Consider the following 20,198-nt stretch of genomic DNA (forward strand, 5'->3'; position numbering starts at 1 on the left):
TGCACAATAAAGCGTTGAGTATTGCAGAACCGATTTGACCGTCAGGAGGAATCCTCCCCAAAGGCGATGCGTACCCGCAGTCCACCCAATGACGGGCAATCCAGCAGTTGAAGTCGGGCGTGATGCCAGAGCGCGATATCCCTGACCAGTGCCAACCCCAGCCCGGCGCCCGGTAAACCGTGATGGTTATCTAACCGGTGAAATGGCCTCATCGCCTGCGCGCGTTCCAGTGTCGGAATCCCCGGGCCACTGTCGTCGATTTCCAGTTGCTGCGCCTGTACCCGAGCCGTCACCACGCCGCCTTGCGGTGTGTATTTCAGCGCATTATCCAGCAAGTTGGCGCACAATTCCGCCAGCAGTAACGGTTCACCACGAATCAGGCAATGCTCATCGCCTTCGTATCCCAGGTCGATCTGTCGGCTACGCGCCTGTGGCAGGCGGGAAAAGCAGGCATCCCGCACCAGTTCAGCCAAATCCACGGTTTGCCAGATGTGTTCTTTGCTGTCTTGCGCTCTCAGGCGCGATAGCTGCAACAGACGATCGGTCAGTTGGATGGTATCGTCCAGCGTGGCGCTCATGCCGGTCAGGCTGTCACGCCACTGCGCAGGATAGGAGCTATTGAGCGCCACCCCCACTTGTGTTTTCAGCACTGCCAGTGGTGTTCTGAGTTGATGCGCAGCATCAGCGCCAAAACGTTCCTGCCGTTGAAGTACGCCTCTAAGCCTTGCCATATACCGGTTGAACGCCACCAGTAACGGCTGCATTTCAGACCAGGGTAATAACGGGGGCAACGGCGTCAAATCACCGGGCTCACGGCGCGCCATCACCCCAGACAGCTGGCGCAACGGCCGCAACAATTTACGAAACAGCAGCAGCACCAGTAGCAGCGCCAGCAACACCAATGCGCTTTGGCTAATCAAGGCAATCAGCCATTGCTGGTGCGCAAAGGCCTCGCGGGAACGCAGCGTTTCCGCCACCAGAATCAGCACCATTCCTTCAACGCCCGACTCATTGACCGGTTGCCATAACGCCGCCACCCGGATAGCCCGGCCGTGATAATGCGCATCATAGAAATGGGCCAGCGCCGGATAATGTCGGGACAACGGGATACCACGCGGCAACGGTGGCAGATCGTCATAACCAGAGAGCGTATTCCCCTGCGGGGTCAGGACCTGATAATACAGCTGGTCGTTCATGTTGCGCTCAAAACTATCCAGCACCACCCAAGGCACATCCACCGCCAGTTGGCCGTTGCGTACCGTCAACCGCTCAGCCACGGTACGTGCCGACGCCAACAGCGTGCGATCATAAGCCTGGGTCGCCGCCGCTTTGGCGCTGTGGTAGTGGCTCCATACCGACAACGCCCACAGCAGCGCCATCGGCACACCGAGGTAGAGCATCAACTGGCCACGCAGCGAATTAACGTTCAGCATGATGGCATTCCAGGCTGTATCCCAACCCACGCAGCGTGACAATCATGACATCGCTGCCCGCCAGTTTTTTGCGGATACGGTGCACGTACAGATCGAGGCTATCGGTGCTGGCTTCATCGGCGAGTGTAAATACCTGTTCATACAGATACTGGCGTGATACTGGTCGCCCCCGGCGTTGCATCAACGTGTGCAGTACCGCCTGCTCACGCGGCGTCAGCGCCAGCGGTTTGTCCTGTAGCAGAAAGTAGCCTTCATCATGCCAGCTCAGAGAACCCAGACGCTGCACATCCTGTATCTGCCCCTGACTACGCCGCAACAATGCCCGCAACCGTGCTTCCAGTTCAGCCAGTTCAAACGGCTTGGTCAGATAGTCATCTGCACCCAGATTCAGCCCTTTAACCCTGTCCGCCACACTGGCACGGGCCGTCAACAGCAGCACCGGCAAGTTCTGCCCGCGTTTACGCAAGCGCGCCAGTAACGCCAGTCCATCCATACGCGGCAATGATACATCCAGCACCATCAGCGTATAGGCTTCCTGCTGCAACAGATGATCCGCCGCCACACCATCGCCGACCAGATCAACGGCAAATCCCGCCTCGCTCAGGGCTTTTTTCAGCCAGTGCGCCAGCTCAGGATGATCCTCAACCAGTAAAAGTCGCATCACCGTCAGCCTTTATCCACATTGGTTTCTCCTTTCATCACCCTATGGTGACCATTCTCCCTCAAGACCGTTCGTCTTTTTAAGCGACGGCAATCACATCCTGAACACATTTTCACTAACCGAAAGGTAACTGAAAGATTACTTCATTAACAATCCCTCAACATCCCCGTTCCGGGAACAATAAAAACAGGAAGAAATGACAATGAAAAAATACCTCGCCCTTTCCCTGCTGCTGTGCGGTTCGATTGCCACCGCCGAGACCAACCCGGCAACCGCACCGACACGTACCGAGTGCATCGCCCCTGCCAAGCCAGGCGGTGGATTTGATTTGACCTGTAAATTGCTGCAGATATCGCTGCAAGAGACCGGCACGCTCACCAGTCCGATGCGCGTCACCTACATGCCAGGGGGAGTCGGCGCGGTGGCGTATAACGCGATTGTGGCGCAACGGCCAGATGAACCCGGCACCGTGGTGGCCTTTTCCGGCGGTTCGCTGCTGAACCTGGCACAGGGTAAATTCGGACGCTATGGCGTCGATGATGTGAAATGGCTGGCGGCGGTCGGCACCGATTACGGCATGATCGCCGTACGGGCCGATTCCCCTTATCAAACGCTGAAAGACTTGCTCGGTGCCATGCAGAAAAACCCCAGTCAGGTGGTGGTCGGGGCCGGGGCCTCTATCGGCAGCCAGGACTGGATGAAAACCGCGATGCTGGCGCGCCATGCAGGTATCAGCCCGCGCGACATGCGCTATGTGGCGTTTGAAGGCGGCGGTGAACCGCTGACCGCGATGTTGGGCGGACATGTGCAGGCAGTTTCCGGCGATATCAGCGAAATGGTGCCCCACCTGCAAGGCGGCAAGATTCGCGTACTGGCAGTATTTTCCGAGCAACGCCTGCCGGAGCCGCTGGCCAGCATCCCTACGGCTAAAGAGCAAGGCTACGATTTAGTCTGGCCAATCATTCGCGGCTTTTATCTCGGCCCCAAAGTGAGCGAGGCCAGCTACCAGTGGTGGGAACAGGCATTCAAACACATCGCCACCACCGACGAATTCAAAAAACAACGCGACCTGCGTGGTCTGTTCGAATTCAACCTGACCGGACCAGCGCTGGATGCCTACATCAAAAAGCAGGTCGCGGATTACCGCGAGCAGGCGAAGCTGTTTGGGTTAGCTAAATAGCTGAATGTCAGCCGCTAAATAGAGGAGAAACACATGATGAGCGATCGTCTGTTTGCCGGGGTCTGGTTGTTGCTGTGTCTGATTGGCCTGGTTATCGGCTGGGAAATCCAGAGCGAATACAGCTACGAACCGGTTGGCCCTCGCCCGTTTCCCATCACGATTCTGGGGTTGATGGCGCTGTGTGCCGTGTTGATGTTGCTGCGTAAACCTGATGTCCTCGTCTGGCCTTCTGCTGTGGTTCGTCAGCGCTTGTTGCTGCTGGTCATCATGCTGGCACTGTACGCCTGGCTGTTTGAACCGCTGGGCTTTCCGCTGACCACCGCATTACTGGGTTGCGGTATCGGCATGTTGTTTGGCGCGGTGTGGTGGATGGCAGCGTTATCCGGCGCGGTCATGGGCATCTCACTGTTTTACGCCTTCGATAAACTGCTCGACGTCACGCTGCCCGCTGGCGCGTGGCTCTAACCGGGAGGCAGGTTCATGGATATCTGGTCTTTTCTGATGCAAGGCTTTGCGGTGGCGATGACGCCGCAAAACCTGATGATTGCGCTGATTGGCTGCTTTATCGGTACCGTGGTCGGGCTGTTGCCCGGTTTGGGCCCGATTAACGGTGTGGCGATTCTGATGCCGCTGGCTTTCGCGTTGAAACTGCCAGCGGAATCGGCGCTGATTCTGCTCGCGACGGTGTACCTCGGCTGTGAGTACGGCGGACGTATTTCTTCCATTCTACTTAACGTCCCGGGCGATGCGGGGGCAATCATGACCGCCCTTGACGGCTACCCGATGGCGCAACAAGGGAAAGCGGGGGTGGCGCTGTCGATTTCCGCTGTCAGTTCGTTTGTCGGTTCCAGTATTGCGATCCTCGGTATCATTTTGTTTGCGCCGCTATTGGCTAACTGGTCACTGGCATTCGGCCCGGCGGAATACTTCGCGCTGATGGTGTTCGCCATCGCCTGCCTTGGCAGCATGATGAGTCACAATCCGCTGAAATCGTTTCTGGCCGCGCTGATCGGCTTATCGATGGCGACAGTCGGCGTGGACGCCAACACCGGTGTCTACCGCTTCACCTTCGACAGTGTCCACCTGTCAGACGGGATTCAGTTTGTGGTGGTGGTCATTGGCCTGTTTTCCGTGAGCGAAATCCTGTTGATGCTGGAACAAACCGGTAGCGGACAAAAGCTGACCAGGGCCACCGGACGCATGCTGTTTAACGTTCGGGAAGGCATGCAGTGCGTTGGGGCGACATTACGTTCTTCATTACTGGGGTTCTTTGTCGGTATCCTGCCCGGCGCGGGGGCCACTATCGCCAGTGCGATGGCCTGGATGACGGAGAAAAAAATCAGCGGCAATAGCGACAGTTTTGGTAAAGGCGACATTCGTGGCGTGGCGGCACCGGAAGCGGCTAACAACGCCTCTGCCTGTGGTTCGTTTATCCCGATGCTGACGCTGGGTGTTCCCGGTTCCGGTACCACCGCGGTGATGATGGGCGCACTGACGCTGTACAACATTACGCCGGGGCCAGCCATGTTTACCGAACAACCGGATATCGTCTGGGGGCTTATCGCTGCCATGCTGATCGGTAACCTGATGCTGTTACTACTTAACCTGCCGATGATTGGCCTGTTTACCCGTATGCTGGCGATTCCGATGTGGTTTCTGGTACCGACGATTGCTGCGATTTCCGCCGTCGGTGTCTATGCCGTACACAGCACCACCTTTGACCTGTTACTGATGGTCGGGCTGGGGGTGTTCGGCTACCTGCTACGCAAAATGCACTTCCCGATGTCGCCGCTGATCCTCGGTTTTGTGCTGGGTGAAATGCTGGAGCAGAACCTGCGCCGTGCGTTGTCCATCAGCAACGGCGGGTTATCCATCCTGTGGGAAGGGCACATCAGCCAGACGTTACTGGGGATGGCGGTGCTGATTCTGGTGGTGCCGCCGGTATTGAAACGCTGGCGACATCGCCGTGCTCAGCTTCAGTCCGTCCCTCGCACATAACACCACCGCCAGTCTCTAACGCAGCACGCGGGCTCTTCACCCCGCGTACTGCGTTGCCCACGGGGAACGCTGACGTCACGCCCATCCTGCGTTTTCTCGCCTTTTTTCCCTGCTTAACGAAATATTAACCAGTTCATACACCACGACTATCGGGAATACCGCACCGTTGTTATGATGACAATAGTTATGATCACAACTGCTGTGATAACAATAGCTGTGATGACAATAAACCTGCAGATAACACCGATCATGGTGATAACGTCATCAAGCTCTGGTGAAATCCGTCACGCGTCTACGGTAAGGAGAGCAGCATGCAACCGATCAGTAATCCCGGTAATGTTTCCCTGCCGGGAGAAAAAACGCTGGACCCCACGCTGTCAAAAACCGCGACATCCCAGACGGATGACCTTCCGTTAACGCTGGCACAACGCACCACGCTGGAAAAGCTGGTGACGCAGATTTCCACCCTGAGCGGTGCCAGACCCGCAGAAGTCTGGGCAACCGTGCGCGCAGAATTGGGTAACAAAAATAATGCGGAACTGCTCGCCAGCCAGTTTCCGGCCGCCGAGCAAAGTTTGCAAAACCGGCTGAGCACGGTACAAAGCTCACAGGATACCCGCCAGTTGCTGCAACAACTGACCAGTCTGCTCTCTCAGGGGAATAACCGTCAGGCGGCCAGTGACTTTATCCGCCAGCAGTTTGGTCACACCGTGTTAAGTTCACTGACGCCTTCACAACTGAAACTGGTGGTGACGCTGCTGCAAAACGGCCAGTTACCTCAGGCCGCCACACTGTTGTCTACGGACGCTAACGCCACGGTGTCGCCTGGTCAAACCGCTAACGGACAAACACTGCCGTTGGCACAAACGCCTACCGCGACCACGATCCCTCCCCCCTTGCCGCAAACATCCCAGCAACTGGCGGCGATGTTACAAGCGGGCGTGGCACCAGGCGGGTTGGGGACCAATACCTCAACCGCCGCCTTGCTGAACCGCGCCTTATTACCCGCAGAACACAACCAGCTCAACCAGTTGGTTGCCAAACTGGTTGCTCTGAGCGGTGAATCGCCCGCCAAAGTCTGGCATACGCTGATGGACATGCAGGGGTTAAAAATCGGCGACCCGATACCGGCGAAGAACTTTCACGTGTTAAGTCAGTTCATTAACACACAAAGCGCGCTGCTACAGCAGCACACACCGACCACGTTGCAGACGTTACAGACGGCGCTAAAGCAACCGCTCGACCAACAAGAGCAGCAACTGTTGCAGGATTTCACCCGTAATACCCTGAACCTCACGCCGCAAATGCCGCTCACCCCTTCGCAGGTTAGTAATGTGGTGGCCTTTCTGTACCGGCGGCGGTTGCAACAGATACAAGACACCACCACACCGATGCAGCCATTTATCAACCCACTGATCATGGCGTTGCCACCGGAGTGGCGGGCGCTGGTCAATAAACCTATTGGTCTGGTGTTAGTCGCCGTTGTGGTCGTGGCGTTGCTGATGTGGGTAGTACTCTAACTGTGGTCGTGCTCTAACTGTGATCGTACTCTAACTGTGATCGTACTCTAACTGTGATAGTGCTCTAACGCGTCACAACGCCAAATAAAGGCAGGCGTTGGGGATAGCCGGTCAGCCAGTTTCAGGCAAAAAAATACCGGGCAAGCCCGGTATTTTTACGCAATGACAAGGTTCTGGCGTTTACTGTGCGTATTTACGCATCACCAGCACCGCGTTGGTACCGCCGAAGCCGAAGCCATTGGACATCACTGTCGTCAACTCGCGCTCAGTCGGCTCGGTCACCACGTTCATGCCCACAGCCTGCTCGTCGAGTGTTTCAACGTTAATGCTTGGCGCGATGAAACCGTGCTCCAGCATCAGCAGTGAATAAATGGCTTCCTGAACACCAGCAGCACCCAGTGAGTGACCGGTCATCGCTTTGGTAGAAGAGATAGGCGGTACGTTGTCGCCGAACACCTGACGGATAGCCCACAGTTCTTTTACATCACCCACCGGTGTTGACGTACCATGGGTATTGATGTAATCCACCGGCGTATCGACATCCTGCAGTGCCATCTTCATACAGCGTACCGCGCCTTCGCCTGACGGTGCGACCATGTCGGCACCATCGGAGGTCGCGCCGTAGCCAATCACTTCTGCGTAGATGTGCGCCCCACGCGCCAGCGCGTGTTCCAGCTCTTCCACTACCACCATACCGCCGCCGCCAGCAATCACGAAACCATCGCGATCAGCGTCATAAGTACGGGAAGCGCGTGTCGGCGTTTCGTTGTACTTGGTGGACAACGCGCCCATGGCGTCAAACTCGCACGCCAGTTCCCAGCACAGCTCTTCGCCACCACCGGCAAACACGATGTCCTGCTTGCCCATCTGAATCTGCTCAACGGCGTTACCGATACAATGTGCGGAGGTCGCACAAGCAGAGCTGATGGAGTAGTTCACACCCTGGATTTTGAACGGCGTGGCCAGACAGGCGGAAACCGCAGAACCCATCGCCTTGGTCACGACGTAAGGGCCAACAGCTTTCAGAGCACGCGGGCTGCGCATAGCATCAGCGCCAAACACTTGAGAACGCGCAGAACCGCCGGAACCGGCGATCAGGCCAACACGCGGATTGTGCTGATATTGCTCTTCTGACAGGCCAGAATCCTTGATGGCTTCTTCCATGCTCAGATAAGCGTAAATGGAAGCATCGCTCATGAAACGCACGATCTTACGCTCAATCAGGCCTGCTGTATCTAACTTGACATTACCCCAGACGTGACTGCGCATGCCGGAATCTTTCAGCTCTTGAGAGAATGTGATGCCAGAACGGCCTTCACGCAGGGATGCCAGCACTTCTTCTTTGTTATTACCGATACTGGACAGGATCCCCAGACCCGTAATCACCGCACGTTTCATTCAATACCCCTTCCGCTTGTAGACTTTGGATTTAGCTCCGCACTTTAGCGTACAGTTGTAAGCTGAACAAGTCCGATCAGACTAACTTTTCTCAAATTTGCGACTTAATAAACCACTCGTTAGAATCGCGCCATCGCCTGAATAATGAGTTAGTTGTCGTGACAAGCCCTTCCATCCAGCATGCGGACCTTAACTGGAACGCTCAGGGTACACCTGTATCGCAACAATTTGATGACGTCTATTTTTCCAACCAGGATGGTCTGGCGGAAACTCGCTATGTCTTTTTACAGGGCAATGGGTTTCCACAGCGTTTCCTTCATCATGCAGGCCCGGTCTGTACCGTGGCGGAAACGGGTTTCGGCACGGGGCTAAATTTCCTGACCTTGTGGCAGGCATTCATGCAATTTCGCCAGCAACAGCCGGGTGCCGCGTTGCAACGCCTGCACTTCATCAGTTTTGAGAAATTCCCGCTGCGCCAGTCAGACCTCGCCGCCGCACACGCCAGTTGGCCGGAGCTGGCACCGTTCGCCGAGGAATTACGCCAGCACTGGCCACTGGCGCTACCCGGCTGTCATCGGCTGATTCTGGCGCAGGGGAGCATCACGCTGGATTTGTGGTTCGGCGATGTCAACACCCTGCTGCCAACGCTGGACCACAGCCTGACTCGCCATGTCGACGCCTGGTTTTTGGATGGGTTTGCGCCGGCCAAAAACCCGGACATGTGGACCGATGCGTTGTTTAACGCGATGGCTCGCCTGTGCCGAACCGGGGGCACCTTCGCTACCTTCACCGCCGCCGGTTTTGTTCGCCGGGGTCTGCAACAGGCCGGGTTCCAGGTCAGTAAAATAAAAGGATTCGGGCAGAAGCGGGAAATGCTGTGCGGCACCGTGTCACACAGTACTGAACCGTTACACCCTACGCCCTGGTATGCACGCCCGGCGGCCACCAGCCCGCAGGAGGTGGCCATCGTCGGCGGTGGCATTGCCGCCGTACTCACTGCGCTCGCCCTGCTGCGCCGAGGCGCACAAGTTACGCTGTATTGCGCCGACGACCAGGTGGGGCAACGCGCTTCCGGCAATCGCCAGGGAGCACTTTACCCGCTGTTGAACGACAAGCAGGATGCCTTGTCAGAGTTCTTCGCCGCCGCGTTTGGCTTCGCTCGTCGCTGCTATGACGACCTCGCTGCACAAGGCGTGGCGTTTGAACATGACTGGTGTGGCGTTAGCCAACTGGCCTACGATGAAAAAAGCACGCGTAAGATAACACAGATTCTGGCGGGCAACTGGCCCGATACGTTGGTGCGACCGGTTGATGCCCACCATCTGGCCGAGCAGGCGGGTGTCACATTGCACACCCACGGTATCACCTACCCGCAAGGCGGCTGGCTGTGCCCGTCCGAGCTGACCGCCTCCGCCTGCACGCTCGCGTGTCAGCAAGGTCTTCAGGTGCATTTATCAACGGGCGTAACGGCTCTCACGCACACCGACAGCGGCTGGCAATTGACACTGGCAGATGGGCGGCAGGTGCAACATGCCACGGTAGTACTGGCAAACGGCCATCAGATAAACGACTGGGAACACACGCGCCACCTGCCCGTTTATGCGGTACGTGGTCAGGTCAGCCACATTCCTGACACCCCGGCGCTGTCTGCGTTGCGCCAGGTACTGTGCTATGACGGTTACCTGACGCCGGTGAGTCCGCGTCACCAGACACACTGTATCGGTGCCAGTTATCACCGTGGCGACACCGGCACCGACTACCGTGAGACCGATCAACAGCAAAACCGCCAGCGGCTGATTGACTGCCTGCCAGACTGTGACTGGCCAACGTCGATAGACATCTCCGGGCAACAGGCTCGATGCGGCGTACGCTGCGCCATCCGTGATCATCTGCCACTGCTTGGTCAGGCACCGGATTATCACCAAACGTTGACGGAATATCAGCACCTGCCGGGGCAGCTTGCTGCTGGCTCAGCAGTGAAAACGGCGCCATCCTGGCCGAATCTCTATCTGATTGGCGCGCTCGGGTCGCGCGGCTTATGCTCTGCGCCACTGGCAGCCGAAATTCTGGCCTCGCAGTTGTTTGGCGAACCGCTACCGCTGGCAAGTGATACGCTGGCAGCGCTGCACCCCAATCGTTTTTGGGTGAGAAAATTGCTCAAAGGCAAAAGCCCGATACCCGCGAGTGCGGAATAGCCGACCATAAGACGCGGGCCGCTGTGACTTCGAAGGACAACACGGCCCGATTATCGTGCGCGACAGTGCAAAGATGATAAGCCATTGCTATGTAGCATCACTGATGCTACATAGCGTCGCTGATGTTGTGTAGCATCGTTGATATATAGCTCGATGGGCCTCTATACCCGGTTGAAATTCTCACGCCGCCACCACAAACCACCACTCATAAGATCTCCTACCATTAATACGGCATGACGCACTGATGCTCATGAGCATTTTATTTTTCTTTTCATTTAGTTAGCTACGCAAACGTTTTCTTCCCAGCAGGGTGTTGATAGGGATTACGAATGATTTTGACGATCAATAACGCCATATCGATATGAGAATCATATTAATTATTTCACATTGAATGGTTTTTTCGATCAAAATTATCAAGACACCGGTTTCAATGCCGATAATAGCTAATGAATCACGTGTTGTCGGTGGCCTATCCGGCGCAGGCACGCCACGATTCAGCAACGCTTTACACTATGAGCTGTATCCCAAAAGTTCGGGTTGCAGAACCCAATCTGGCATTTTCATCACGACTCCCCCACTGCACTTTCAGCCTGGGACACGTGATGATCATTACGACGTAGTGGCACGGTAGCCCTTCTGACAATAGCGACGAGAAAAAGCGACGCGGTCTATAGCAACAATTATTGAACACCGCGTACCACGACCCCACAGGGCGACGCCCGTGAAGGGGCAAAATAATAAAGCCAGTACCCCTGCAATCTGACGCATCACAGGAATAAAACGGAGAGGTTATGAATATTACGCAACGCCTGTTACTAACGTTTTCGCTGCTATCTCTGGCACTTATCGCACTGGTTGTGATTACCCTGTCATTGTTATCCGGCTTTCAAGCTCGCGCCGACTATATGCAGGATAATGCTGTCGCCAGTATTAAGGACCTGAATAACGCCGTGGATAAAAGCAACGCTCTGGGGCTTTTTCTCTACCGTTATCAAACCACGCCAGACAGCAGTAAATTACCCGGTATAGAACAAAGCATTAATCAAACTCTTGAGGATATCAAGTCACTCAATGACTACTATATGAAGAATGATATCTCCAATGATGAAGACAAAGCGCTAACCCTCGCGTCAATAGACAATGCCAAAAAATTGCAGTCGGCGTTACCGCCTTTTTTGACAGCGGCAAAATCCAATCAGAAAGATCTCTCTTTGGGTATGCTGCAAGGCGAGGGGGGAGTCGGTGAAGCCCTGCGCAACATCCTCACCACCTACCGTAAACAGGTCGATTTGAATGTCAAAATCGGCGATGAGCTGCGCCAGACGAACTCCCGCATTTATAACCAGAGCTGGATAAGCCTATTAAGTGGTGCGCTGTTGACACTGTTGCTGACCAGCTTCCTGGCGATAAAAACGATTTTGAGCATCCGCAACAGCCTCAGCAACATGAGCCAGGTGATGGAAACAGCCAGCACAACGCTGGATTTGACTCTCAAAGCGGACGACCAGCGTAAAGATGAAATCGGCATCACCGCACGGGCGTTTAATGCGCTGATGCAGCGTGTCGCCAGCACACTGGCTTCCGTCAGTGTTTCTGCGCAATCGGTTGGCAGCGCCGCAACGCAAATCGCGGCCGGTAACGAAGACCTCTCTTCCCGCACGGAACAGCAGGCCGCCTCGCTCGAAGAAACCGCCGCCAGCATGACGGAAATCAGTGAAACCGTGCGTCAGAATGCGGAAAACACGCAACAGGCCAGCATGCTGGCAGGCAATGCCAGCCAGATATCCGTCAGCAGCGCCGACGCGGTCACGACCATGCTCGATACCATGGATAAGATCCGCACCAGCGGCAGTAAAGTCACCGATATTATCGCCCTGATTGAAGGCATCGCGTTTCAAACCAATATTCTGGCATTGAACGCCGCCGTGGAAGCCGCTCGTGCCGGGGAACAAGGGCGTGGGTTCGCGGTTGTTGCTGGTGAAGTGCGTACGCTGGCGCAACGCTCCTCTACCGCAGCGCGTGAAATCAAGGACTTGATTGATACTTCCAACGCCCTGATCCTCACCGGTGCCGAGCAGGCAGGCGATGTGGGCAAAAAAATGTCGTCCATGAAAGAGGCCATTCAGCAAGTCACTGACCTGATGAGTGAAATCTCTGCCGCCACCGAAGAGCAAAGCAAAGGGATTGACCAGGTGCATCAGGCCGTCAATCAGATGGATGATGTCACGCAGCAAAACGCCTCGCTGGTGGAAGAAGCCTCGGCGGCATCGCAATCCTTGCAGGAACAAGCGCTGATCTTAAACCAACTGGTGGGGCAGTTTACCGTCGGTCATCATGCGGCGGCGGCACTGGCTGCCAGTAGCACGCCATCAGCACCATCAGCCCCCGCGCCACGCCTTCTGTCACCCACCAAAAAGCGTGTCGCCACCGCCGGGGAAACGAGTTGGGAAAGTTTCTGATAACCGACGCTTTCCATTATCAACGTTTTGATTAACGCGGGGTTTCCACCTGCCTGAAATCCATCGCATCAGAGCCTGCTCTGGTGCGATGGACCGGTATCCACCGCAGATAACCGGTTAAGAACCTCTCCCAACCGGTGTAATCGGTGCCGCATGTACACGCCATCCATAACGGTTAAGTGCGCGCAAATTGATGCACCGGCCAGAGGCAAGATGGCGAGAAAATTGCTTATTGGGATAAGGTTCTATAACACAATAAGGAAAACAATATGCACTGCGACGAACACGACAGGGAAAACAGGGACAACCATGCGTTACTGGTTGATGAATTTGAACAGCTTACGGCCTTGCTGGCGCAGTTGCTTAACAGCGATTACCGATCGTTCGAGAGTTATCTCAACAATTGCCGCCACGTGAGCTTACGGCAGATTGCGATCAGCAAAATGCTTACTAAACCGACATTCGAACATTATTTGCAACAGCATGATGCCGCGCTCTATTACAACATCAACAGTATTGGTATTGCATTACGGCTGTTTGAAAACCTGCTCATCAATATTCGAACGCTGTCTGAGGTGGAGCGTTTTTGCTAGCTAGACAGATAGATAGACAGATAGATAGATAGATAGATAGATAGTGCAGGACGCCATTAATAAGCCCCTTCACCACGAAGAACCGTCAGTCATCCGTACTATCAGGCCGACGGTTTTACAGGGGAGAGATCTTTTTCTCTGGGCGCATATCGAAGGGAGACCCTGACAGCCTCCCCTGCGATGGCTCTTTATGCCGGAGTGGACTCCAGATGTTTTGTCCGCTGCCAGCTTGGTGTGTCGGCAAGACGCGCCACATAACGGGCAAGATGAGGATACTGTTGCCCCAGATTAAACCGCTCTGTGACCAACTGCACCACAAACCCCAGCATAAAATCGGCCCCGGTCAGGCGCTGCCCGACAATGAACTCGCGTGAAGCAAGGTAATCGTCCAGATAAGAAAATACCTTTGTGAATTCTGTGTCAGCATAGTCATCCAGAAAGTGCAGTGTCTGGCCGCTTTTCTTCTCAAACTGGTTAAATACTTTCAGTAACACCGGCAACATAGCAGAGCTTTCTGCAAAATGGATCCATTGCAGATACTCGACATAGCTCTCGTCCTGCTCGTCAGGGGCCAGATGTGGCGCGTATCGACGAATGATGTACTCAACAATCGCCCCTGACTCGGCAATCACCTTGCCATCAATCTCAACCACCGGTGATTTACCCAACGGGTGGATAGCCTTCAGTTCTTCCGGTGCCAGTTGTGTCTGCGGATTGCGCTGATAGCGGATCAGCTCATAAGGAAGCTGTGCCTCTTCAAGCAACCAGAGGATGCGCGTAGAGCGCGATTCATTCAGATGATGTAGCTTTATGACCATGTCGCCGATTTCCTTTTTAGCCGATTACGTTTAGCCAATTAAGCCAGTTGCTTTAACAATGCGTGGGCGACCGCTTCCGAGCTGGCCGGGTTCTGACCGGTTATCAGCTTACCGTCTTCCACCAGATAGGGGTGCCAGTCAGGGCCTTTGCTGTATTCGCCGCCCAGTTTTTGAAACTCGTCTTCAATCAAAAACGGAACCACATCGGTTAATTCCACCGCAGCTTCTTCCGAATTGGTAAACCCGGTTACCCGACGGCCTTTGATCAGCGGTTCACCATTAGCGGCTTTGACATGGCGCAATACGCCAGGCGCATGACACACGAAGCCGATAGGTTTCCCCGCCCGTTCGAACGCTTCGATAAGCGCAATCGAGGTGGCTGACTCGGCCAGATCCCACAATGGGCCATGCCCACCCGGATAAAATACCGTGTCAAAATCCTCCATGTGGACGCTGTTGAGTGTTACCGTCGATGCCAGTGCCTGCTGAGCGGCGGGGTCAGCTTTGAAACGATGGGTCAGTTCAGTTTGAAAGTCCGGCAAATCGCTTTTCGGATCCAGTGGTGGCTGCCCACCTGCCGGCGATGCCAGAACAATCTCGGCACCCGCGTCTTTAAACACATAGTAAGGTGCGGCAAACTCTTCGAGCCAGAAACCGGTTTTTTTACCCGTATTTCCCAGTTGATCGTGGGATGTTAATACCATCAATACTTTCATTGTCATTCTCCTCACATCACCCTTTATTTCGCGGGTGCTTTTACGTTAACCGTTAAAAACATTGCTCGTTCAAATACATGAACCGTTCAGAATTAGCCCTTGAGAAACGCTTCAAGCTGAGACAGTTTGTCGCTGTAGGGGGCTCGCAGGCGCAGGCTGGATGTTCCCTCTTCATTCTGGACCACGACTGGCTTGTCGTGGCTAAAACGGCGAAAACCGTGAATACCGTGGTACGCCCCCATACCGGAAGCCCCGACGCCACCAAACGGCAGCGCATCGATACTGGCATGCGTCATCACGTCATTAATCACCAGCGCACCAGACGTGGTACGTGCTGCGAATGTGGTTTGCCGCTCAGCCTGCTGACCAAAGTAATACGCCGCTAACGGACGAGGATGGGCATTGATATACGCTATCGCCTCCTCTTGTGACGCACAGGTGCGTATCGGCAGCAGCGGTCCGAAAATTTCTTCCTGCATGATGTGCATATCATCGGTAGCATTCAGTACCAGATGTGGCGCGATTTTGCGCGATGCGGCATCCGTGTCCGGTTCACCCGATGGCGCGAGGCTCACCAGTGTCGCCCCTTTGCTTGCCGCATCAGCTAACAGCGCGATCAGGCGCTCATAGTGCCGCGGCGAAATGATGGCAGTATAGTCCGGGTTGTGTTGAAGCGTCGGAAATGCCTGCGTCATAAACGCTTTGCTGGCATGAACAAAGGCGTCAATCTGCGCGTCCTGCAACAGGACATAATCCGGAGACAGGCAAATCTGCCCGGCATTGAAGGTTTTCACCGTCAGGGTACGCTGCGCGGCCAGGCTGATATCGGCGTCATGGTCGATCACCACCGGCGATTTGCCCCCCAGCTCCAGCGTCACCGGCACCAGATTTTCTGCGGCAGCACGCATGACATGACGCCCGACAGCAGAACTGCCAGTAAAGACCAGGTGATCAAACGGCAGGCTACTGAACGCCGCGCCGATGGTGGCATCCCCCAGCACTACTTCCAGCTCCAGTGGGTCAAAGTAGCGTGCGATAAGCTCAGCCAGCAGTTCGGAGGTGGCAGGTGTCAGCTCGGAAGGTTTCAGCATGGCGGTGTTACCAGCGGCAAAGACACCAGCCAGCGGGCCAAACGCCAGATTGATGGGAAAATTCCATGGGCTTATCACCCCAACAACGCCCAGCGGCTGGCGCTGTATCCAACTTTGCATTCCCGGCATCGGGCTGTCGACAAACTCCGGCTGCATCCACTGCTCAACGTGCTCTGCGGAGTGCTCCAGCGTTTTTACGGTTGTCGCCATATCCGCCACCAGCGACTGATAGCGGCTGCGATGACCAAAATCCGCACTCATCGCCTTGCTGAGCGATTCATAATTCTCCCGAATCAGCTGAGCACTGCGTACCAACCGGTCACGACGCAGCGCCGCATCGGCAGGCCCATTGGCAAGGTGGGCATTCTTCATGGTCTGCAGTATCGCTTTTAAATCGTTGCTTGTTTGTACTAATGACACCGTAGTCGCTCCTTAAAAAGGGGATACCGTCTTTTCTGCCCTGCGGGTATAAATTTTCTTTGCTTTTTGCAAGGCGATTTTCTGAAAAAAGACAGTTATGCTTTGATAGAGCGCACTTTACTGATGTTAATGCACTGTGACCAACTAGCATATTTAGGTATAGGTATAAAAAATTTATGGATAGGCTATGTCTCTCGTTCGGCTAAGAACCTTTATTGAGGTATACCGGCAGCGTTCTATTAGCGGTGCCGCCCGCACGCTGAACCTGACGCAGCCTGCGGTATCGCAGCACATCGCCGGTCTGGAAGCATCGCTTGGGCATCCGTTGTTTGCGCGCCAAACGCGTGGGGTCGTCCCAACCTCGGTTGCTGACGAGCTGGCGGCAGATATTGGTGACCGACTGGATGAGGCGGAAAACGCACTGGCGTCGGCAAAGGCACGTTCGCTGGAACTGGCCGGGGCGCTACAAATTATTGGTCATGCGGATTTTCTGGCCGAAGTCGTAGCTAAGCAGCTGTTGCCACTGCTGGAGGTGGGAGTCCGCATCCGCATGCAAACCGGGGATTATGACGTGATTACCCAAAGTCTTATCGAAGGGTATTGCGACCTGGGGATCTCGGCGGCCCCGGCGAATGACGCGCGTTTAAAAAGCGAACTGATGCTGACCGATGAAATCATGGCGGTCGCCGCACCGCAGGTGGTCAAACGTCTGCTGAATACACCGGATACGCTGGCAGCCATGCAAACCGAACCGTTGCTGGCCTACAGCCTGACACTGCCGCTTATCGATAACTGGTTTGCCGCTAATCGGGTACAGGCACCCGCCATTCTTCCGGCCATGGTCGGGCAGGACTTACGGGCACTGTGCAGTTTATTGTGCCAGGGATTTGGCTGGAGCGCGCTCCCGGCTTACCTCTGCACACCGTATATCGAGCGAGGAGAGCTGGCTGAAATTCCCGCGCCGGTGGCACGGGCCAGCCGAAGTTACTATTTACTCTGGCAACCGAGTGCGCTGCGTCAGCCACGCGTCGCCCATGCCCGGCAGGCGCTGCTGTTTCGGTTAAGGCAAAAGCACGGCTAACGACCCCGCGTAAAAACGCGTTGGCAGGCCGAACAGGCATCACCCATGTCGGCCTGAGCGGTATTAAGGCCGTTGCGCCTGCTGGTAAAGCGCTTCCCACACCTGGGCGACCAGCGTCTGATCAGGCGGCGACAACTCACCGTTTTTAATCGCCTGGTCCAGACTTTCCTGAACCCGTGCATGCAGTGCCTGTGCGGTCTGCTCGTCATGCGCTTCGACTTGCGCCACCGCCAGCGTCAGGTGACCACGCAGGTAACCGCTGGCAAACAGCTCATCATCACTGCCGTGCTCCACCAGATTGTCAATCAGCGTCAGGATGCGCGCCTCGAATTCTGCGATCATTCATAGTCCTTAGTTATTGGAGTCGTTGCCGAACATCACAGATCGGCTGGATAAGGAAAGTCCGCCGCCGTTTGCGGCGCGGTGTGGTAATAGTCCTGCAACGCCTCGATAAAACGCGCAGGCCGACTGGGTACGCCTTGTTGCAGATAGACCATCACTTGTGCGTGTACCCGGCGCTGGAAGGCGATACGGTCCGGATCGACATCGCCACTGAGGTTGTCGCAACTGACATTAAACGGGAACCCGGCCGCGACGCAAAACATCCATTCCAGCGCCTGTGGTTTGATTTCCACCACTTCGAACTGGCTCTGAGTCTCGGCATCACGTCCATCCGGGCAGTACCAGTAACCAAAATCCACCAATTTGCGCCGTTCTTCACCGGCAATACACCAGTGCGAAATTTCGTGCATCGCGCTGGCATAAAACCCATGCGCAAACACAATGCGGTGATACGGTGCCTGTTCGTCGGCTGGCAGGTAGATAGGCTCGTCATCGCCTTTCACCAGACGGGTATTGTATTGCTCACTAAAACACCGGTTGAAAATAGTGATCAACTGTTGGTAATGGTGAGTACTTTCAGTGTCAGTCAACATCGTCATCAAAATAGCTGTCCCAGCCAGCGAGCAATCTCGCTGCCGTGGTTATCGTGAATCAATTTAATGCTCATCAGGGCGGACATGACAACCAACATCGGGCGAATCAGTTTTTGTCCTTTGGTGAGCACCATTCTGGCACCCAGGCGGGCACCGATAATTTGTCCTACCAGCATCACCAGCCCCACACCCCAGACCACCTGACCGCCCAGCATGAAAAACAGCAGGCTGCCAAAATTGGAGGTGAAGTTGAGTACTTTGGCGTGTGCGGTAGCTTTGGCCAGATTGAACCCCAGCAGGGTGACATACGCCAGCGCGTAAAACGACCCTGCCCCCGGCCCGAAAAAGCCGTCGTAAAACCCGACGCAGGCCCCGCCTAACAAAGAGAACGGCAGCAACGACAAACGGGCATGCCGATCTTCATCCCCGACTTTTGGCATCAGCAAAAAATAGAGGCCGATGCCAATCACCAGCACCGGCAGCAATTTGCGCAGAAAGTCAGCATGAATCTGCTGGATAAGCCAGGCACCGAATACCGCGCCCAGAAACGTCAGCGGCACGGTCAGCCTGAGTATTTTCATATCTACCGCTTTGCGGCGCATGAAATACAGACTGGCGGAAAACGATCCCCCCACCGCCTGCAATTTATTGGTCGCCAGTACCTGTGCCGGGGAGAGCCCCGCCGCCAGCAACACCGGGATAGACAACAACCCGCCGCCACCAGCGATTGAATCGACAAAGCCGGCAATCACGCTAGCCAAAAACAACAAGGCCAGAATATCTGGCCCGACAACAAACCATTCCATGAATTAGTCCGCAATCAAATGACGATCAAGTAATGCCTGACAGGATGGCGGTAATGGCGGCGGCGTTGTTTTCACCGGCGCTTGTGTACCCGGTTGACGCGGCTGGAACCAACTGTTCAGTTCAGCACCGCACCCATCGCCCGCTGGCGGTGCGTCCTGCTCCTGACACTCCAGACTTTCCGGCGGACAACGCAGGCGCACATGCATATGAGCACGATGGGCAAACCACGGCCGCACCTTGTGCAACCAGTTGCGATCGCTACCCGCTTCCAGACACAGTTGCTTTTTGATAGCCGGGTTCACAAAGATGCGCGTCACGTCGTTATCCTGCGCCGCTGTTTTCACCAGTTTCAGTACATCTGGCGACCAGACGCGCGGGTTGACGTTTTTACCATCCGCCAGGACCAGATCCAGCGGTTGTGGTTGCAACAGTTGTTGTTGGCTCCAGCGCTGGCGGGGCAGCTGTAACCAGATATCCACATCCAGACCTGACTGATGACTGGCATGGCCGCTGCTAAAACGCCCACCAGCGGGCATCCCCATATCACCGATCAACACCGTACCACCGGTAGTACGATGGACTGTGGCGCTAAGCCGATGGATGAACGCCAGCAGGTCCGGATGACCAAAATAGCGCCGTTGATCAACACGCATCACCTGATAATCAGGTGACTGCAACGCCAGCGGCTGTGCCCCGACGATGCAGCCATTGGCAAACGCGCCGATGGCCTGAGGCTGGCCTGCCACCGGATGCGTTATTTCCTGCCACGGTGTTTTCGCCAGCACGGCGCTGCAAAACAGCAGCGCGGCCATCCCAATCCAGTTTGTTTTCATTCTATTGTCGTCATTCGATCTACTGTTGTAATTCGATTTGTTGATGTCGTTCGTTATGGC

Annotated in this window: 18 protein-coding genes; 8 read left to right on the plus strand and 10 right to left on the minus strand. The window is 55.3% G+C overall.

What is annotated here, in order from left to right; genetic code table 11:
- Positions 1-41: 41 nt before the first annotated feature.
- Together FAZ14_RS03035 and tctD are read right to left on the minus strand one after the other, a co-directional pair.
- Positions 42-1,433 (minus strand): sensor histidine kinase, encoded by a 1,392-nt coding sequence (locus FAZ14_RS03035; protein ID WP_029456317.1) that lies wholly within the window; start codon positions 1,431-1,433, stop codon positions 42-44.
- The gene (tctD, locus tag FAZ14_RS03040) at positions 1,420-2,094 is read right to left on the minus strand and encodes a transcriptional regulator TctD (RefSeq protein ID WP_016941114.1); all 675 of its coding nucleotides are present in this window, start codon (positions 2,092-2,094) and stop codon (positions 1,420-1,422) included. Before tctD ends, FAZ14_RS03035 begins: the two co-directional genes overlap by 14 nt.
- 202 nt (positions 2,095-2,296) lie before the next feature.
- On the opposite strand from tctD, the gene FAZ14_RS03045 reads away from it, so the two are divergent.
- The 4 genes from FAZ14_RS03045 to flk all read left to right on the plus strand — a co-directional run bounded on the left by FAZ14_RS03045 (position 2,297) and on the right by flk (position 6,792).
- Complete coding sequence (locus tag FAZ14_RS03045; RefSeq protein ID WP_420890230.1) at positions 2,297-3,274, plus strand: Bug family tripartite tricarboxylate transporter substrate binding protein; 978 nt, start codon at positions 2,297-2,299, stop codon at positions 3,272-3,274.
- A 36-nt stretch (positions 3,275-3,310) separates the two neighbouring features.
- Entirely contained in the window at positions 3,311-3,739 is a 429-nt protein-coding gene (locus FAZ14_RS03050) for a tripartite tricarboxylate transporter TctB family protein (protein WP_038925362.1), read from the plus strand.
- A gap of 15 nt (positions 3,740-3,754) precedes the next feature.
- A complete protein-coding gene (locus FAZ14_RS03055; RefSeq protein WP_016941117.1) occupies positions 3,755-5,272 on the plus strand; it encodes a tripartite tricarboxylate transporter permease in 1,518 nt (505 codons plus the stop codon).
- Positions 5,273-5,583: 311 nt separating this feature from the next.
- On the plus strand, positions 5,584-6,792 hold the full coding sequence (flk, locus tag FAZ14_RS03060; RefSeq protein WP_016941118.1) for a flagella biosynthesis regulator Flk: 1,209 nt from the start codon (positions 5,584-5,586) through the stop codon (positions 6,790-6,792).
- A gap of 180 nt (positions 6,793-6,972) precedes the next feature.
- Here flk and fabB read toward each other — a convergent pair whose 3' ends face one another.
- Complete coding sequence (gene fabB / locus FAZ14_RS03065) at positions 6,973-8,190, minus strand: beta-ketoacyl-ACP synthase I (protein ID WP_016941119.1); 1,218 nt, start codon at positions 8,188-8,190, stop codon at positions 6,973-6,975.
- Positions 8,191-8,348: 158 nt separating this feature from the next.
- Between fabB and mnmC the strand changes: the two genes are divergently transcribed.
- The 3 genes from mnmC (at position 8,349) to FAZ14_RS03080 (ending at position 13,437) form a co-directional block, all read left to right on the plus strand.
- Positions 8,349-10,385, plus strand: a complete 2,037-nt coding sequence (mnmC, locus tag FAZ14_RS03070) for a bifunctional tRNA (5-methylaminomethyl-2-thiouridine)(34)-methyltransferase MnmC2/FAD-dependent 5-carboxymethylaminomethyl-2-thiouridine(34) oxidoreductase MnmC1 (protein ID WP_038925337.1) — start codon at positions 8,349-8,351, stop codon at positions 10,383-10,385.
- Between the two features lie 791 nt (positions 10,386-11,176).
- The gene (locus tag FAZ14_RS03075) at positions 11,177-12,844 is read left to right on the plus strand and encodes a methyl-accepting chemotaxis protein (protein ID WP_016941121.1); all 1,668 of its coding nucleotides are present in this window, start codon (positions 11,177-11,179) and stop codon (positions 12,842-12,844) included.
- Between the two features lie 269 nt (positions 12,845-13,113).
- A complete protein-coding gene (locus FAZ14_RS03080) occupies positions 13,114-13,437 on the plus strand; it encodes a hypothetical protein (protein WP_016941122.1) in 324 nt (107 codons plus the stop codon).
- 188 nt (positions 13,438-13,625) lie between these two features.
- Here FAZ14_RS03080 and FAZ14_RS03085 read toward each other — a convergent pair whose 3' ends face one another.
- The 3 genes from FAZ14_RS03085 to FAZ14_RS03095 form a co-directional block, all read right to left on the minus strand.
- Complete coding sequence (locus FAZ14_RS03085) at positions 13,626-14,255, minus strand: glutathione S-transferase family protein (protein ID WP_016941123.1); 630 nt, start codon at positions 14,253-14,255, stop codon at positions 13,626-13,628.
- Between the two features lie 38 nt (positions 14,256-14,293).
- The gene (locus FAZ14_RS03090) at positions 14,294-14,971 is read right to left on the minus strand and encodes a type 1 glutamine amidotransferase domain-containing protein (protein WP_153508002.1); all 678 of its coding nucleotides are present in this window, start codon (positions 14,969-14,971) and stop codon (positions 14,294-14,296) included.
- A gap of 92 nt (positions 14,972-15,063) precedes the next feature.
- Positions 15,064-16,482, minus strand: a complete 1,419-nt coding sequence (locus FAZ14_RS03095) for a coniferyl aldehyde dehydrogenase (RefSeq protein WP_016941125.1) — start codon at positions 16,480-16,482, stop codon at positions 15,064-15,066.
- 187 nt (positions 16,483-16,669) lie between these two features.
- Here FAZ14_RS03095 and FAZ14_RS03100 point away from each other — a divergent pair, with 187 nt between their 5' ends.
- Entirely contained in the window at positions 16,670-17,563 is an 894-nt protein-coding gene (locus tag FAZ14_RS03100) for a LysR family transcriptional regulator (RefSeq protein ID WP_016941126.1), read from the plus strand.
- Between the two features lie 63 nt (positions 17,564-17,626).
- Here the strand turns inward: FAZ14_RS03100 and FAZ14_RS03105 are convergent, their stop codons facing one another.
- From FAZ14_RS03105 to mepA, 4 genes are read right to left on the minus strand one after another with little or no spacing between them, the layout of a single operon-like run.
- On the minus strand, positions 17,627-17,905 hold the full coding sequence (locus tag FAZ14_RS03105; protein ID WP_038925333.1) for a YfcL family protein: 279 nt from the start codon (positions 17,903-17,905) through the stop codon (positions 17,627-17,629).
- Positions 17,906-17,940: 35 nt separating this feature from the next.
- The gene (locus tag FAZ14_RS03110; protein ID WP_038925332.1) at positions 17,941-18,504 is read right to left on the minus strand and encodes an elongation factor P hydroxylase; all 564 of its coding nucleotides are present in this window, start codon (positions 18,502-18,504) and stop codon (positions 17,941-17,943) included.
- Complete coding sequence (locus FAZ14_RS03115) at positions 18,504-19,304, minus strand: sulfite exporter TauE/SafE family protein (protein ID WP_016941128.1); 801 nt, start codon at positions 19,302-19,304, stop codon at positions 18,504-18,506. Before FAZ14_RS03115 ends, FAZ14_RS03110 begins: the two co-directional genes overlap by 1 nt.
- Positions 19,305-19,307: 3 nt before the next feature.
- Positions 19,308-20,138: a penicillin-insensitive murein endopeptidase gene (gene mepA, locus FAZ14_RS03120; RefSeq protein ID WP_023640260.1), complete on the minus strand. Its 831-nt coding sequence runs from the start codon at positions 20,136-20,138 to the stop codon at positions 19,308-19,310.
- Between the last annotated feature and the right edge of the window lie 60 nt (positions 20,139-20,198).

Origin of the sequence: Dickeya oryzae, from assembly GCF_009372235.1 — a bacterium.
GTDB classification, from domain to species: Bacteria; Pseudomonadota; Gammaproteobacteria; order Enterobacterales; family Enterobacteriaceae; genus Dickeya; species Dickeya oryzae.

Excerpts from the sequence above, each read along its gene's own strand:
- FAZ14_RS03035 (WP_029456317.1), bottom strand. The coding sequence starts at position 1,433 with ATGCTGAACGTTAATTCGCTGCGTGGCCAGTTGATGCTCTACCTCGGT.
- tctD (WP_016941114.1), bottom strand. The coding sequence starts at position 2,094 with ATGCGACTTTTACTGGTTGAGGATCATCCTGAGCTGGCGCACTGGCTG.
- FAZ14_RS03045 (WP_420890230.1), top strand. The coding sequence starts at position 2,297 with ATGAAAAAATACCTCGCCCTTTCCCTGCTGCTGTGCGGTTCGATTGCC.
- FAZ14_RS03050 (WP_038925362.1), top strand. The coding sequence starts at position 3,311 with ATGAGCGATCGTCTGTTTGCCGGGGTCTGGTTGTTGCTGTGTCTGATT.
- FAZ14_RS03055 (WP_016941117.1), top strand. The coding sequence starts at position 3,755 with ATGGATATCTGGTCTTTTCTGATGCAAGGCTTTGCGGTGGCGATGACG.
- flk (WP_016941118.1), top strand. The coding sequence starts at position 5,584 with ATGCAACCGATCAGTAATCCCGGTAATGTTTCCCTGCCGGGAGAAAAA.
- fabB (WP_016941119.1), bottom strand. The coding sequence starts at position 8,190 with ATGAAACGTGCGGTGATTACGGGTCTGGGGATCCTGTCCAGTATCGGT.
- FAZ14_RS03075 (WP_016941121.1), top strand. The coding sequence starts at position 11,177 with ATGAATATTACGCAACGCCTGTTACTAACGTTTTCGCTGCTATCTCTG.
- FAZ14_RS03080 (WP_016941122.1), top strand. The coding sequence starts at position 13,114 with ATGCACTGCGACGAACACGACAGGGAAAACAGGGACAACCATGCGTTA.
- FAZ14_RS03085 (WP_016941123.1), bottom strand. The coding sequence starts at position 14,255 with ATGGTCATAAAGCTACATCATCTGAATGAATCGCGCTCTACGCGCATC.
- FAZ14_RS03090 (WP_153508002.1), bottom strand. The coding sequence starts at position 14,971 with ATGAAAGTATTGATGGTATTAACATCCCACGATCAACTGGGAAATACG.
- FAZ14_RS03100 (WP_016941126.1), top strand. The coding sequence starts at position 16,670 with ATGTCTCTCGTTCGGCTAAGAACCTTTATTGAGGTATACCGGCAGCGT.
- FAZ14_RS03105 (WP_038925333.1), bottom strand. The coding sequence starts at position 17,905 with ATGATCGCAGAATTCGAGGCGCGCATCCTGACGCTGATTGACAATCTG.
- FAZ14_RS03110 (WP_038925332.1), bottom strand. The coding sequence starts at position 18,504 with ATGACGATGTTGACTGACACTGAAAGTACTCACCATTACCAACAGTTG.
- FAZ14_RS03115 (WP_016941128.1), bottom strand. The coding sequence starts at position 19,304 with ATGGAATGGTTTGTTGTCGGGCCAGATATTCTGGCCTTGTTGTTTTTG.
- mepA (WP_023640260.1), bottom strand. The coding sequence starts at position 20,138 with ATGAAAACAAACTGGATTGGGATGGCCGCGCTGCTGTTTTGCAGCGCC.